This is a genomic window from Prevotella sp. AM34-19LB (assembly GCF_003468525.1).
GTDB lineage: Bacteria > Bacteroidota > Bacteroidia > Bacteroidales > Bacteroidaceae > Prevotella.
On the sequence record NZ_QSIG01000018.1, the window covers coordinates 51,457 to 67,417 of the forward strand.

The window sequence follows — 15,961 nt, forward strand, 5'->3', positions numbered from 1 at the left end:
TTGCAGCAGAAACAATAATAATACAAACTAACGATCTGCAAAGATATGAAGAAATACCTTATTTTATTATTTACGGTACTTACATCACTCCATGTTTCTGCACAGAGTGATGGCTCACAGTTATGGCTAGGAAAGCAGTATGCCAACTCATGCCAAGTCATCTCACAGTTGCCCGATGATGCAACAGCCAAGATTGCCAAGCAGGAGTTGGAAAACAACTGGCGCGGCAAGAATGTTGAGCTAAAGATAGACAAGACGCTGAATCTTGGCGAGGGTTATCACCTCTATGCCCGTCCTGCACAGCAGGGCGACAACATTCAGTATGAAGCAACTATCACCGCCAGCAATCCTATCGGTTTGCTCTATGGTGCCTACGAGCTGATTCGACTTCAGAACACCGATGCCTACAACACAGGTAGCGGCAATCAACAGAACTTCAGTAAAGCTATAGATGAAACCGAGAAGTCACAAGTGGGTCTCCGCATCCTCAACCATTGGGATAATCTCGATGGCAGCATCGAACGTGGCTATGCCGGAAAGAGTATCTTCAAATGGGAAGAAATCAAACTCGGCAAAAACGGCAAGGGTGGCAGCATCAGCAAGAGTCTTCACAACCGTCTCATCACCTATGCCCGTGCCAACGCATCGCTCGGTATCAACGGAAGCGTACTGAACAATGTAAATGCATCGCCAAAGATGATGACGGCGGAATATATTAATAAGGTGAAGGTCATCGCCAACATCCTGCGTCCTTACGGCATCAGAGTGTATCTCAGCATTAACTTTGCTTCGCCTATGGCATTGGGCTATACCAAGACTGCAGACCCATTGGATAAAAAGGTACAACAGTGGTGGCAGAAGAAGGCAAAGGAGATTTATGCTGCCATTCCAGACTTTGGCGGATTCCTGGTAAAAGCTAATTCTGAAGGACAACCTGGTCCTGGCGATTACCACCGCACTCATGCCGAGGGAGCCAACATGCTTGCCGATGCCGTCAAACCATACGGTGGCATTATCATGTGGAGAAGCTTTGTATATGGTGCTAACCATAAGGGAGAAGACCGTGTAAAGCAAGCTGTCAGCGAATTCAAAGGTATGGATGGAAAGTTCCGTGACAATGTAATCCTCCAGTCAAAGAACGGTCCGCTCGACTTCCAGCCTCGTGAACCATACGCTCCTATCTTCGACAACATCAGACAGACACCTCAGATAGCAGAGCTTCAGATTACCCAGGAATATCTCGGACAGTCTAAACACCTCACCTATCTCGCCCCGATGTGGAAGGAATTCTTCGGATTCGTCAATCCAAGCAAACTGGTTGGAATCTCAGGTGTAGCCAATATCGGTGATGATGCCAACTGGTGTGGTCATCCTTTCTCACAGGCAAACTGGTATGCCTTCGGCCGCCTGGCATGGAATCCTTCGCTTACAGCCGAAGAGATTGCTCATGAATGGCTCGTACAGACCTATGAGAACCAGGACGAGAAGTTCACCAAACCTGTAGAGATGATGATGATGACTTCCCGTGAGGCTTGCGTCAACTATATGATGCCATTGGGCTTACATCATATCTTCAAGTTCGATCACCACTATGGTCCGGAACCAGATGGTTTCATCGCAAGTTATCCTCTGGAATGGTGCCCGGTTTATTATCACAAGGCAGATGCCAAGGGGATCGGTTTCGACCGCTCATCCAAAGGTACAGATGCCGTAGGTCAGTATCCGGAGCCATATCGCAGTCTGTATGACAACATCGAGACTTGCCCAGAAGAATATCTCCTATGGTTCCATCATGTAGCTTGGAATTACAAAATGAAATCAGGAAGCACCCTCTGGCAGGAACTCTGCATGAAGTACAACATGGGTGTAGCGATGGTTGAAGTATATCGCGACTTCTGGCACACCTCAGCCAAACAGTATATGAAGGGGCATGAACAGGAATGGCAACATACCGATTCATTACTCAATGTACAGTTGGAAAACGCCAAGGAATGGCGCAATACCTGCCTCAAGTATTTCCAGAACTATGTATCTTCTACAGTAGATAAGTAATAGTAGAACCCGCAGGAAAGTAATGACAAAGTGTCGTAATCTCAGATTTTTTATGAGATTGCGACACTTTTCTCGCTAAAAAGTTGTCGTAATCTCATTTTTTTTGTAACTTTGCGACAGTTTTAAGCAAAAAAGACTGATATGAAAGAGAACATCATCGGAAGAGAACAAGAGATATCCAAGCTGGAGAACTACATCTCTAGTCGTAAATCGGAGTTTATTGCCATATACGGCAGACGACGTGTAGGTAAAACATTTCTCATCAAGGAAATGTTTGAGAGACGTTTTACCTTCCGAGTTACAGGCAAAGACAATGTCTCTACCAAGGAACAACTCACCAATTTTGGCTTTGCCCTCCTTGAGCAAATGAATGTGGATACAATGCCTAAAGACTGGGAAGAAGCCTTCAGATTATTACAAAAGGCTATAGAAAATATGCCGGAAGGCGCGAAAGTCATCTTCTTCGATGAACTTCCATGGTTTGACACTCGTTCCTCTCACTTCATCAGTGTCTTGGAGCACTTCTGGAACGACTGGGCTTTCTATCGCAACGACATCAAGTTGATAACCTGCGGAAGTGCCACTACCTGGATGATAGACAATGTCATCAACTCTCATGGCGGTCTCCACAATCGTGTTACGCACAATATCCTTCTCTCACCTTTCTGCCTGAGAGAAGTAGGAGACTATTTCAAGGCACAGGGATTCAATTATGAGCGACCAGAAATCATCGAATGCTTCATGGCTGTAGGTGGAATTGCCTATTATCTCTCCCTCTTCGAAAGCGACAAGAGCGTGGCACAAAATATCCAGCAACTATGCTTTACACGTGGTGGCGAACTGACAGAAGAATTCGACCGTCTCTTCAAATCTTTATTCAAGAAAGCAGACAATTACCAAGCAATCGTAACGGCACTGAAAGATAAGGGCAAAGGCATGACGAGACAAGAACTCTTGGATGCTACGCATCTTCCCAACAACGGTAGGTTTACGAGCATGCTAAAGGAACTGGAGCAGTGCGACTTCATCCGCAGTTACAATCCTTTTGGAAAGACCAAAAAGGAATGTATGTATCAACTGATAGACCCATTCACATTGTTCTACTTCAAATTCATGCACAACAAAGGTACATTCTTTGACGACTACTGGATCAAGATGCAATCAACCAGCGAGTATGCCTCATGGTGTGGCCATGCCTTCGAGATAACTTGCCTTCATCACATCAACAATATTGTAAAAGCCCTTGGCATAGATGGTTGCATCAACATCCCATGCGCTTGGTCGTATCGCCCTACCAGCAAGACATTGGCAGACGAGGATGCCGATGAGGATTTGAAACAAGGTGCCCAGATAGACTTATTGATAGACCGCTCCGACAAGTCCATTTCCATCTGCGAGATGAAATACTGTCAGGGAGAATATGAAATCAACAAGGCATACGATGCCCATCTCATGCACCGCCTTAACATATTCAAGAAAGTGACCAAGACTAACAAGACCCTCATCCCTACCTTCATCACTCCATACGGACTATATAATAATATGTATGCAAGAAAAATAACAAGACAAGTAACAGGGGATGACTTGTTTGCATAACATAAGGTACAAAAAGTTGTACGACAACAAGGTATTCCCACTAGGCTCGACAGAGAAGTTACTTTCTAGCACCCAGAATGATACTTTCTCCAACCCGAGAAGATACGCTTTTCTTCTGAAAGATGCAAGGAATTATTGGAAAATGTTTGAGAGTGAGGGAGATAAAAAGAAAAAGGTGTATCCTCTTTAGCCTTCGATGATGAAAGGCTAGGGGATACACCTTATTAGTATAATAAATCTAAAAATTTTTGGTTAGAACTCTACTTTCGCATATCTTTGCACTTAAAAAAAGTGGCACATGTGCCAGAAATTTTAAGTAGGGGCATCTATTCGAGCCCACACGCATTTGCAGGTGATCCTTTTTTTGCAAAGATACGCTTTTCTTCTGAAAGAAGCAAGGAATTATTGGAAAATGTTTGAGGGTGAAGGAGATAAAAAGAAAAAGGTGTATCCACACTTGCCCGATGTATGGGGCAAGAAGGATACACCTTATTATATATGTATTGTATGACGTATCTCTTGAAAAGACCTATGTATCATTTTTCTTATAAAGACCTATTGCATCACTTTCTTTCCATCCTTGATGACGATACCGTGATAGCTGGAGTCAACCTGCTGACCATTGATGTTGAAAGTCTTGGCAGAACGATACTTGGCTGGAATAGCATGTATAGGAGTAATGCCGGTAGTTGTCCACGAATCATCGGCAATGCCCTCGCCTACAGAAGCCAGTTTGCCATCAGCTATGGTAAGCATATAACTGTTGGCAGTTCCCTCTGGAGTACGAATCAGACGCCAGTCAGTATCCTTGTCACACTTAGAGGCTACATACACTCTGTAATCACCATCCTTCAAGGTAGAAGGCAATTTCAGCACACCTCCAACTTTCACAGCATCACTACCGCTATTCACATAATAATAGGTAATCGCCTTATCTACATGAGCAGATTGAATTACATTCTTTACACCATCAGAAGATTCCAGAATCACAGCGATATCACCAGTGATGTTATCACCTGTCTGATTATAGATCTTAGCCGGCTGCACATTCAGCAAGGAAGCCACCTTGCTGGCTTTCAATCCTTCATCAGCATAAAAACGGGATTCATATTGAAGACAGGAAGCAGGCGAAATACCTATCAGCATATCCTGACCTTCGCTGAACTGAAATCCTGTAGGATTCAGGAGAGCAATGTCGAAGTATCCATTTCCGCCTTTTGGTCCCCATCCCCAGTTGATGTGAACCATGCCCTGCTTGTCATATCCATCAAGCACGAAGGCATGACCGCCATTTCTTTCATCATCACCCGTATAATAGATAGGACGGTTCTGATTCAATTCCGTATAGATATACTTCATCCATTCGGCAGCCGAATAGAAAGAACGATTCAGCCAGTTGATATTCTCATTATAGCAGAAATAATTGATTAAGCCATAACGCGCTTCCCTTGACATGGCACCAGAACCAGACTCAGTATATTGCATATCTACGGAAACACCTACAGCAGCCATCAGGGTTGCCACAGCATTTCCCTGCACTTCTGTATAATCTTTCTTACTTTCATAGTCTTCCAACATATTCTCCCAGTCGAAAGTGGTGTTTGCGAAATCACAACTCAGCAATCTACCATCTCCCACGGCTGGGGTAAAGCTATACTGATGGCTGCCCTTTCCCTTAATAGGATACTTGTGATAATACATAATTTGCGATAAAGCCGTAGCCACGCATCCCGAAGGATAAGCCTTGCCTTTAGAAGTTGTAGGACAAAGATTATTGAATGGTTTGTCCTGCGCCCAGAGCGTCTTGCAGAGAGGTTCTACCGCCTCCTTGAAATCGCCCGAAGGAATCACCAAAGCTCTTGTTACGGCAGAGCCTTTCTGCAAATCAGCCTTCATGGATTCAGATGCAGCACGAAGATACCATGCCAGAGAACTATTGGCAGAAGCATCGAAAGGAGAGTCTGCATAACCAATCACGGCATCGAAAGCATCATCATTGCTTACCACTACAAAGCGGCTATCATCTCCCAATACTGTATAGGTATCTGAAGCCTGCAAGAGTCTGAGCGTCAGTTCTGCCTTTCCACGAGTCTGTGACTGCATAGTCAATACCGAAGAAGCAATGGCTTGCTTCTCATCCATCGTTCTCTCTCTGGCCTCAACACCACAGAGAAAGAGAGACGCTACTAAAGCTAAAGTAAAATATCTTTTCATAGGCAAAAAAATGAAAAAAGCCAGATGGGTACTGTCCCATCCGGCTTTCTTGTTATATTATTTTAAAGAGCTGGCTTCTCGTTAAATACAAAGACATCGTCTTTTGTTCCAAAAGAACCTGTATTAGGTATGAAATGGAACATAGCCATAGATACCACGCCAGTTTCAGGATCATAAGTACCAGCAACACCAGAACCAGAGCCATCAGCAACAGCATCACCTTCGGCATTACCCATTACATAAACTGCGCCATAAGAAGGATGATTCCAAGCTGGCTGTGGAGCTACGATTACATTATTGTCCTTATCGATAGAGAATACAATATCATACTCATATCCATTCTCTGGATCAGCAGGAACCATAAACTTACCAGCACCAATCTGATAGCAAGGAGTCTGGATTTCGAAACCAAGAAAACCTGGATCTGCTACGTATGTACCACTGTAAGCCTGATAACGTGTGATGCTATAATCGAGCACGGTTGCAGCATAGTAATACTTCTCTGCATCGGTGATGGCGATACGGGTCTTCTCTGATGTACCAGCTGCAATATCGAAGTTAACCTTTACCTCAGCAGTACCCTGACCTGCAGCAAATGATACAGTTGCAGGAACGGTAAACTTCTCATTACTACTAGACAGACCTACTGTCTGAGCCTCTGTAGAATCTACACGAGACACCTTGAATGTAAAGCTCTGCTCTGCAGTTGGCAAGAAAGATTTAGCTGTAGAGCCTTCACTTACCAGGAAAGCATTACCACCCAACTCTGTCTTAGAAGTTGGAGTATATTCATATTCATCTGTACAAGAGCTCAAACCGAGGGTAAGAACACCGAGCAGTGCTATAAATGTATATTTAAAAAACTTGTTCATAACTTTTTTAATCTTTTATATAACGATTCGTGTTATTACTCTGTCCAAAGTGGATACTTACCAGATGGGTCTGGGTTGTTCCATCCCTTAAGAGCTGTATTGTTCTCTGCCTCTGTACGATAGAAAAGGAAGTTGGTTGTAGCAGGGCGGCCATTTGTGTTGATGCGAGCACCTACAGAATGGTTTGTGCCATGATAACCACGAGTCAAAGAGTAGTTCAAACGCTTCATATCGAAGAATGTGATACCCTCACCCCAAAGATCAATACTCTTCTGGAAGTAGATTTCCTTGATGATATCCTCCTTGCTTGTTGCCTTGCAAGTATATTTAGGGTCACGAGTTCTCATAAACAACTCCAGGAGTTCCTTGCCCTTCTCTGCATCCTGCTGTGCAACAGCCTCAATGCGGATGTAGTACATCTCCTCAACACGCATTACTGGGAATGCTGTAGCAGCAGCAATAGATGGAGCATCCATCTCACCCTGGTTAGGACGGAACTTGACAGATGCCATAGGAGGCATTGAAGCACCATAAGTCTTATTGACAAATGAAACCTTGTTTGCGATTGGAGAACCCGCTGGTGCTACCCACTCCAACTTACGGAAGTCGGTATCATTCAGACGATTATAAGCCAATGTATCAATTCGGATATAGTCACCAGTACCTGCACCGCAATAACCGAAGGTCTGCTCGTTACACATAAATGATATCCAGTTGACGATACCTGTAGAAACTACAACATCCTCTGATGTCTGCTGAGAGCCCCACATGAAGTCTGCCAGGTTGTTGAAACCTGTAGTGGTGTTCAGGCACTGAGCCTGAGTCATAGGCTGTACAGAAGAAGTCTTGATAGCGTTCTCTGCTGCAGCCTGAGCCTTGGCATAATCGCCTTCCCACATATAGAGACGAGCCTCCAGACCATATACGCAGTCCAAGTGAGGCAAAGTCTTCTCTGTCTTTGTGAGCTTACCGATATTCTGCTCAGCATACTCCAAATCCTCCTTGATGAATTTGATCAAGTCCTCCTTCTTAACACGAGGATTGTTACGTGCATCAGCCTCAGCCATACCCTCCTTCACGATAGGCACAGTCAAGCCAGTAACATCATTACCATCGGCATTTACACCCTTTGTAACATCTGTTGGCAAGTACTCGTACATACGACCGAGGTCGAGATAAGCGAGCGCACGGAAAGCCTTGGCAGCTGCAATGTAACCCTTCTGCTCATCAGTAGCAGTCTCCTCATTGATAGTAGAGAGAACGTTATTGGCTGTCTGGATGAACTTGTAGTAGTATGTCCAGACGAAGTTTGAACGGGCTGCATCCTGGTTGATACCCTCATTCTCTGCCCATGGAGCAAACCAGTCGTAACCAGAGCCTGGTGTTACGAAAGGCTCAGTCAATGTGGCACGGATACGGATCATTGATCCGTAACCGAAGTTGAAGTGGTAGTTGTTTGGTGTATAGAATGTCTCGTTCAAGTTGTTGAAGAACGCTGGCATTGCCATCACCAATCCTTCTACGGCTGCAGCAGACTGGCTAACCTGCTCAGATGTTGCAATATCGGTAGGCTGGGTCTCGTCGATACATCCAGTGAATGTAGTAAGACTTGCAAAGGCCAAACCTACACCTAAGATTGAATTCTTTATCTTAATCATAATTGTATTCCTATATTATATAAGTTTAGAATGTAAGTGTGATACCACCAGTGATGGTACGTACGCCTGGATAATAAGAAGCGTTGGCAGCTGTCAAGCTGGTACGTGGGTCGAGACCCTGACGCTTTGACCATACCCATACGTTGTTAGCCTGAGCGTAGATGCGCAAGTTGCTCAAGTTGAGCTTGCTGATCCATGCCTTAGGGAAGGTATAACCCAAGTTGATGTTCTGGAGACTCAAGTAAGAAGCGTTTGTCAAGAAACGGTCTGACTGAGAAGCCATATATGTATCACCATACTGCAGACGTGGGATATTGCTGTTCTTGTTCTCAGGAGTCCAAGCCTTCAGGATATCCTCGTGGAGAGCCATACCACGCATAGACTTACCGCTTGCGCTCATTGCACTAGCATAGTCGTTATCGTAAATCTGACCACCGATCTGATACATGAAATCTACAGAGAAGTCGAAGCCCTTGTAAGAAACGCTTGTTCCGAAACCACCGAATACGTCTGCCAAAGCTGTACCACACAAGTAGTAATCAGACTCTGAAGAGTTCTTGGTTGTGGTCTGACCAGTAACATTACCATTCTCATCCTTCACATTCTTGTAATAGAGAGCCTCACCAGTCTCATGATCTACACCAGCATACTTGTGGAGGTAGTAAGTGTACATAGGCTCACCCTCACCGATGAAGTAACCACCGTTAGTATATCCCTGAACACCATCAACAGTCAAAGTCTTCTTTGCATCTGGCAAATAGCTTACGTAGTTGTGGTTGTAAGTGATATTCATATTGGCACTCCAGACGAAGTCTCTTGTACGGATGATGTCACCGTTCAAGGTCAACTCAAGACCATTGTTGATCATATCACCCACGTTGTCATAGTAACCGGTGTAACCGAATGACTGTGGCAATGAGAAGTTGAAGAGCATATCTGAAGTCTTACGAGAATAGAACTCGAAAGTACCGCTCAAACGGTTCTTGAACAATCCGAAGTCAACACCAACGTTGAACTCACCAGTTGTCTCCCAGGTAATCTTTCTGTTACCATAACGGCCTACAGGAACCAGAGATACAGAACCATTAGAGTTCACGATATCGTAGTTGGTAGAATAGTGGTAGTAACCCAAAGAAAGACTCTCGATGTTATCGTTACCTACCTGACCATAGCTTACCTTCAGTTTCAAATCATCAACCCAATCTACATTGAAGAACTTCTCCTTGTTGATTACCCAAGAAGCACCCAAAGAATAGAAGGTACCCCAACGGTTCTCCTTTGCGAAGCGTGAAGAAGCATCGCGACGGAGAGATGCATCGAAGAAATAGAGGTCATTGTAGTCGTACTGTACACGACCGAAGTAACCCTCGTTGTTATACTCACGGGTATAGGAGTTAGTAGAGTTCAACAACACAGCACCAGCCAACTCATCGTTAGAAGGGCTATACTGATTGCTCTTGCTACCATAGAGGTAAGCATAACTCTGGTTGTAGTACTCATGACCGAGCATCAAAGCTACAGAGTGCTCACCGAACTCATGAGCCCAGTTCAAACGCTGCTGCAGGTTATAGTTGAAGTATCTTTCATGATACTTGTAAACCATACCATTAGATGATGCATACTGACCGAAGTAAGGGTTTGTTGTGCTTGTTGTACGATACTCATCTACATAAGCATTGTTGATAGATGTGAAGGTAACATCCAAAGGCAAGCGAACCTCTACGGTACCCTGCATATTGAAGTTGTTTCCTTCTATCTTATACTTGTCAAGCTGATTAGCAGCAAGAGGGTTAGACTGTGCAATATAAGCACGCTTCTGACCATTGATAGACGCATCACCATAATCATACAACTTTGTACCACTAGCCTCGTGCATCATGATGTTGCCCTGAGCGTCGCGGATATAAAGAGGATAGATAGGAGCCATTGCTACGAATGCGAACACGTTGCCAGCTGAACCAGATGAACCCTCATCACCCACACCTGACTGATTGTTGGCATAGTGAGCGAAGTTGACATTAGCACCAACCTTCAACCAATCCTTGATCTTGTACTCTGACTTCAAACGAGCAGAATAACGCTCGAAACCAGAACCGAAGGTAATACCCTCATTGTTCAAGTAGTTGAAAGAGAGCATAAAGTTACCCTTCTCATTAGCACCCTGTGCAGAGATGTTATACTCCTGGCGGAGGCTATTGCGGAACATGGCATCTACCCAATCATCAGCTGTAACATAATACTGCTGACCATTGTTAGATACTACGCGACCCATTGTAGCATTAGGATTCATCTTGCCGTTGGTACCAATCAGCACCTCACCTGCAGGAGTCTGGAATACGCTCATACCCAAACCGAAAGCATTGTCTGCAGTCAGGTTCTTGTTAGCCCAAAGGTTTGCATTATTTGCATCATACTTCAAAGTATTCAAAGCATAATTGTTCAATGCAGTGTACCAAGTCTCGTAGTAACCAGCAGCATTGTTGATATACTTGTAATCTGGCACTGCGCGAGAGTTAGAACCCCACTTAGCATCGAATGTAATAGAAGAAGAACCTGTCTTACCAGTCTTGGTTGTAATCATCACAACACCATTGGCACCACGTGCACCATAAAGAGCAGCAGAAGCTGCATCCTTCAATACGGTAAGGCTCTCAACATCGTCCGGGTTGATAGTGTTCATATCACCGTCATAAGGCACACCATCAACAACAATCAATGGGTCTGTACTAGCATTGATAGTACCGATACCACGAATACGAATCTTTGAGCTCTCGCCTGGACGACCAGAAACCTGAGTCATCTGTACACCGGCAACCTTACCCTTCAAAGACTCAACTGGGTTAGAAACCTGAGCCTTACCAATTTCGCCAGCACCTACTACCGCAGCAGATCCTGTGAAGCTGAACGCTTCTGAGTACCGAAGGCAACGACCATCACCTCATCAAGGCTATGCTCGTCTGGATCAAGAACAATCTTCATGTTATTACCTGCCTTAACATGAGCAGGATTCATACCGATGTATGTGATTTCCAGCTTAGCTCCGGCAGGAGCGTTCAATGAGAAGTTACCATCAATGTCGGTAACTGTACCTGTGTTAGTGCCTGCAACCTTGATAGAAGCACCGATAACTGGGCTTCCGTCCTCAGAAGAGGTCACGTGACCAGAGATTTGACTTTGTGCAAAAGCCATGCTCGTACTGAGAGCAAGGCCTGCAACTACTGTCATGAGTCTTTTTTCCATAAATCTCTCTCGTTTTAAATAAATGAATATATAATGTTTATAATTTCTTTCTCTCTACTTTTTCTTATATGATCACTCACAAGGAGTTATCATCATCTTTTTGCCCCCTCCTCTTGCCCCGAGGTGGAGATTTACGGAGAAAAACGGCGATTTTTCACAATAAAGCTATTGGAATTAACAGGATGTATCATACCTTTGGGTATATTTTCGTAAAATCTTTATTTTTAATCATTTAAACATTTAGGTTATGGCGTATTTCAAGTTAGAATTCGGTTTCGGAAGAAGTAAGAGTGAGGGTAAGATTTCTGATTCTGCGAATCAGGCAGATGAGCAGGATGTGTTGGAGATTCCTGGATGGGACTTCGTGAAAGGTGAAGTGGAGAGGGCAAAACAGGAAGGACGTTTTAAAGTTGCCAGTAATTATCTTACTGCTGCCCGTTCCTTTACAAAGTTCATTGGTAGTGACAACTGGCTTTTTTCTGATATGACGGCAGAAAAGCTGGATAGCTATCAGCGATGGCTGCTGGGGCGCAATATCTGCCTGAACACATGCTCTGCTTATATGCGGGCTTTGCGGGCTATGCATCATCGAGCATTGCCGGTTCTCAATGCTGCTCCATTCAGTAAAGTGTTTACGGGGAGGACCAAGACCGAGAAACGTTGCATCTCACAATCAGAAATTCTGCAGCTCAAAGCCTTGCCGCTACAGCCTGGAGGTTCTCTTTCCTTCGCTCGCGACATCTTCCTGTTTTCTTTTTATGCGATGGGAATGCCTTTTGTGGATATTGCCTATCTCAAGAAAAGCCAATTGAGAAACGGATGTATTTATTATGCCCGGCATAAGACAGGACAGCAGATACAGGTAGCACTATTGCCTGCGATGCTTGAAATCATCATGCGATATGAACAAAGAGATTCAGAATTTGTCTTTCCGATACTTTCTGACAAGGTAAAAGATTCAGTTTCCTCACCATCTGTTTCTGCCCAACTGCATCGTCAATATACGGCTCGATTGCGCCAGTACAACTACAATCTGCATCAATTGTCTAAGATGCTGGGGCTGGCTAAACCCTTATCTTCTTACGTGGTTCGTCATTCATGGGCAAGCATAGCTTATCTTCATCATCTGGACATCAGCTTGATAAGCAAGGCTTTGGGACATACCAAATCTTCAACCACCTTTATCTATATAAAAAGCCTTTTTGATTCCGACTTGTTCGAAGCAAACCAGACTTTGATGGAAGATCTGGGGTTATAGTCCAGCCGGCAAGTAGCTCCTTTCGTTTATTGCCTGGTTACGGCAAGATATTGCCCTTTGCCAGGGCAATATCTTGCCATTGCCAGGCACGAAACGATACGTCGGGAGGAAGAATTCTTCAGAACTGCCATCTGTGATTTGGAATATGGTTTGCTGCCAGAGCCGTTTTGCTCGTAAAAATCCTACTCTCGATTTCACTCTTCACTCTTCACCAAATCGCCTGAAACCCCGATAAACACAGGGCTTCCGAGCGGTGAAGAGTAATAGGGCACTCTTCACAACTCTTCACCGCTCTTCACCTTATGTAAGAGGATAAACGCTGAGCCGCTTACTTATCACGAAGCTCGGTCATCATTGATGACCAGCGCTGGTCTTCAATGATGGCTGAAGCAGGGAGTAAGGAATGATCTCGGAGCCTCAAAAAATACAGGGTGAAGAGACGTGAAGAGTGGTGAAGAGTGCCTTGTTGCTCTTCACACGCGCAATCTTCTTATATACAGTTGGTTATGCTGTATTTGTGAAGAGTGAAGAGTGTTTTTGAAAGTATCTCTCTATTCATTAAACTCAGCAAAACTCCTTCGGAAAATGTGAGAGATTGGGCAAAAAGTCCTTAGGAAAATGTGAGAGATTGCCGCAAACTCCTTCGGAAAATGTGATTTTTCATTCGTAATCATTTGATTTTTAGCTTCTTTTGTAAAAAGGCTGATAATTGCCCAATTGGTCTCTCCGAACCTGTTTCCTGCCATACGATAGAAATGAGGATTCTAAGATGCTGAATATTCCTCTCTATATGCTCTTTGTTCTCGGAAAGGAGCTGGAGACTGAAAGCTAGAATTTTAAAAATGCTTAAAAAACAAGCATTTTCCAACATTCCCCCGAAAAATGTGTAGAAAAACTCCATTATTCCCCCGAAAAATGTGTAAATTTGCACTGTTATTCCCCCGAAAAATGTGGGAGCATCTAGGAGGATTCCCTAGAAAAATGTGTAAAAAGGAGCTAGAATTATGGAAAGAACAAGTATTAAGGAACTGGTTAAATGGAAGGATAGTTCTCGGCGCAAACCCCTTGTAATAGAGGGCGCAAGACAGGTAGGAAAGACTTGGCTTGTAAAAGAGTTTGCACGTCAAAACTACAAGCAGTTGGCTTATGTCAACTTTGAAAACATGAAAGTCTTGCAGAATGTCTTCATACAAGACTTCGACATAGACAGAATTGTCACAGCCATTGGGGCTGCGACGCATGTAACATGTACGAAGGGCGACACCCTTATTTTTCTAGACGAGATACAGGCTGCCCCCAATGCTATCACATCACTCAAGTATTTCTATGAGAATGCTCCAGGCTACCATGTAGTGGCGGCAGGCTCCTTGCTCGGCATCGAACTTCACAAGGGGGAATCGTTTCCCGTAGGTAAGGTACAATTTCTCAGTTTATATCCTATGAGTTTCGTGGAGTTTGTCATGGCGATGGGTGAAAACGGATTGGCTCAATTCTTGCAAAACAAGGACTGGGACATGATCAATGCCTTTGCTCCTAAATACCAAGAATTGATCAGATATTACTATTATGTAGGTGGAATGCCCGAAGCAGTGCTCAGCTTCAGCCAAAACCGGGATTGGAAGGAAGTTAGGATGATACAAAACGAAATATTGAAGAGTTATCAAAGAGATATATCCAAGCATGCCCCTTTGGAGATTGTGCCTCGAATAACAGACATTTGGAATTCGATTCCTGCACAACTGAGCAAAGAGAACCGCAAATTTATCTACGGATTGGTGAGAGAGGGAGCTAGAGCCAGAGAGTATGAAATAGCCCTGCAATGGCTTCAAGATGCAGGACTTATATATAAGGTATATAATGTGAAGGCTCCGCGCATCCCGCTGAAGAGCTATGAAGATCGTGCCGCCTTTAAGATATTCCTGCTAGATGTGGGACTGCTGGGAGCGATGGCTCGCCTAAAGACCACAACCGTCATTTCGGGCAACGATATTTTTACGGAATTCAAGGGAGCCTTGACTGAACAATATGTGATGCAGCAGCTATTGCTCAGCTACGAACCATACTATTTCTCTAAACCGAAGAGTACACAAGAGATAGATTTCCTGATAGAAGACGAAGAGGGCGAGGTGATTCCGATAGAAGTGAAAGCGGAGACGAACGTGAAAGCTAAGAGTTTGCGTCAATTTGTAGAGGATAACCACCCGCAAGCCGCTTATCGCATCTCGATGAATGATTACAGACCAGAAGACTGGGTAACCAATATCCCTCTCTGGGCTGCCGAATCCCTCTAAGCTCTCCCTCGCAGTCTCCCCATCCCCATCCTCGTACCCCCATTTTCCTTTATAAAGGAAGAAAAACCATAAGATATTTCCTTTATAGAGGAAACTTTTCCCGAAAAACTTTCCCCTATAAAGGAAACTTTCTTTAAACTCCTTCGGAAAATGTGAGGATTTGTCGAAAACTAGAATATGGAACGGGCGACGGTTTTTATATGAACTGTCGCCCGTTTCTTTACATTTTATAAGAAAAAGTGCATAAAAACCGGATATTTATAACAAAATGCAGGGTGAAGTGCAACTTTTTCTGAAAAAAGTTTGGTGGTTTCCTAAATAATGCTTAATTTTGCACCCGATTAAAAATATTCTTTAAAATTAAGTAAGTTTTAGACTTACAGACCCTTATATATATAAGGTATAAAAAGCGAACTCCTCCACCTCGGGGCAAGAGGAGGGGGCAAAAAGATGATGATAACTCCTTGTGAGTGATCATCTAAGAAAAGTTGAGAGAAAGAAATTATCCTTAATTCCGCAACACTATAATTTAACTTTATTTATAAGTTCCTGAGCAACAAAAAGTTGCCCAGGATTTTGCCGTGTCAGATTTTTCACTTATCTTAGTGTTGCAATTAGAAAACAAGCGAAAATCGTAACAAGACATGGCAAAGGTACAAATAAAATCTGAGAAACTCACACCTTTTGGAGGAATTTTTTCAATCATGGAGAAATTTGACTCCATGCTTTCACCCGTTATCGACTCAACACTGGGTCAGAGATGCAGCAGTATCATCGGAT

The 15,961-nt window shown here is 43.8% G+C and carries 9 protein-coding genes and 2 pseudogenes; 6 read left to right on the top strand and 5 right to left on the bottom strand.

All coding sequences use genetic code 11. The features are described 5' to 3' along the window. Positions 1-45 precede the first annotated feature (45 nt). Both DW830_RS07395 and DW830_RS07400 read left to right on the top strand, forming a co-directional pair. Complete coding sequence (locus tag DW830_RS07395) at positions 46-2,052, top strand: alpha-glucuronidase (protein WP_119249432.1); 2,007 nt, start codon at positions 46-48, stop codon at positions 2,050-2,052. Between the two features lie 141 nt (positions 2,053-2,193). Beyond that, entirely contained in the window at positions 2,194-3,648 is a 1,455-nt protein-coding gene (locus DW830_RS07400; protein WP_119249433.1) for an AAA family ATPase, read from the top strand. 555 nt (positions 3,649-4,203) lie between these two features. On the opposite strand, the gene DW830_RS07410 is transcribed toward DW830_RS07400, so the two are convergent. The 5 genes from DW830_RS07410 to DW830_RS17070 form a co-directional block, all read right to left on the bottom strand. Then, on the bottom strand, positions 4,204-5,862 hold the full coding sequence (locus DW830_RS07410) for a C10 family peptidase (protein WP_119249435.1): 1,659 nt from the start codon (positions 5,860-5,862) through the stop codon (positions 4,204-4,206). Between the two features lie 62 nt (positions 5,863-5,924). Next, positions 5,925-6,734, bottom strand: a complete 810-nt coding sequence (locus DW830_RS07415; RefSeq protein ID WP_119249436.1) for a hypothetical protein — start codon at positions 6,732-6,734, stop codon at positions 5,925-5,927. A 35-nt stretch (positions 6,735-6,769) separates the two neighbouring features. Continuing rightward, positions 6,770-8,392, bottom strand: a complete 1,623-nt coding sequence (locus DW830_RS07420) for a RagB/SusD family nutrient uptake outer membrane protein (protein WP_119249437.1) — start codon at positions 8,390-8,392, stop codon at positions 6,770-6,772. A gap of 25 nt (positions 8,393-8,417) precedes the next feature. Beyond that, positions 8,418-11,255 carry a SusC/RagA family TonB-linked outer membrane protein gene (locus tag DW830_RS07425; protein WP_317125382.1) on the bottom strand — a complete coding sequence of 946 codons (2,838 nt, stop codon included), beginning with the start codon at positions 11,253-11,255 and terminating at the stop codon, positions 8,418-8,420. Positions 11,256-11,269: 14 nt separating this feature from the next. Next, positions 11,270-11,632, bottom strand: a complete 363-nt coding sequence (locus tag DW830_RS17070; RefSeq protein ID WP_317125381.1) for a carboxypeptidase-like regulatory domain-containing protein — start codon at positions 11,630-11,632, stop codon at positions 11,270-11,272. Positions 11,633-11,879: 247 nt separating this feature from the next. Here DW830_RS17070 and DW830_RS17315 point away from each other — a divergent pair. The 4 genes and pseudogenes from DW830_RS17315 to DW830_RS07445 form a co-directional block, all read left to right on the top strand. After that, positions 11,880-12,167 (top strand): annotated as a pseudogene (locus tag DW830_RS17315) (phage integrase SAM-like domain-containing protein); the annotation flags it as partial. 93 nt (positions 12,168-12,260) lie between these two features. Further along, positions 12,261-12,890 (top strand): site-specific integrase, encoded by a 630-nt coding sequence (locus DW830_RS17320; protein WP_410524500.1) that lies wholly within the window; start codon positions 12,261-12,263, stop codon positions 12,888-12,890. Positions 12,891-13,894: 1,004 nt separating this feature from the next. Beyond that, complete coding sequence (locus DW830_RS07440) at positions 13,895-15,181, top strand: ATP-binding protein (RefSeq protein ID WP_119249440.1); 1,287 nt, start codon at positions 13,895-13,897, stop codon at positions 15,179-15,181. Positions 15,182-15,825: 644 nt separating this feature from the next. Further along, positions 15,826-15,961: pseudogene (locus tag DW830_RS07445) on the top strand (IS1380 family transposase); the annotation flags it as partial.

Excerpts from the sequence above, each read along its gene's own strand:
- DW830_RS07395 (WP_119249432.1), top strand. The coding sequence starts at position 46 with ATGAAGAAATACCTTATTTTATTATTTACGGTACTTACATCACTCCAT.
- DW830_RS07400 (WP_119249433.1), top strand. The coding sequence starts at position 2,194 with ATGAAAGAGAACATCATCGGAAGAGAACAAGAGATATCCAAGCTGGAG.
- DW830_RS07410 (WP_119249435.1), bottom strand. The coding sequence starts at position 5,862 with ATGAAAAGATATTTTACTTTAGCTTTAGTAGCGTCTCTCTTTCTCTGT.
- DW830_RS07415 (WP_119249436.1), bottom strand. The coding sequence starts at position 6,734 with ATGAACAAGTTTTTTAAATATACATTTATAGCACTGCTCGGTGTTCTT.
- DW830_RS07420 (WP_119249437.1), bottom strand. The coding sequence starts at position 8,392 with ATGATTAAGATAAAGAATTCAATCTTAGGTGTAGGTTTGGCCTTTGCA.
- DW830_RS17070 (WP_317125381.1), bottom strand. The coding sequence starts at position 11,632 with ATGGAAAAAAGACTCATGACAGTAGTTGCAGGCCTTGCTCTCAGTACG.
- DW830_RS07440 (WP_119249440.1), top strand. The coding sequence starts at position 13,895 with ATGGAAAGAACAAGTATTAAGGAACTGGTTAAATGGAAGGATAGTTCT.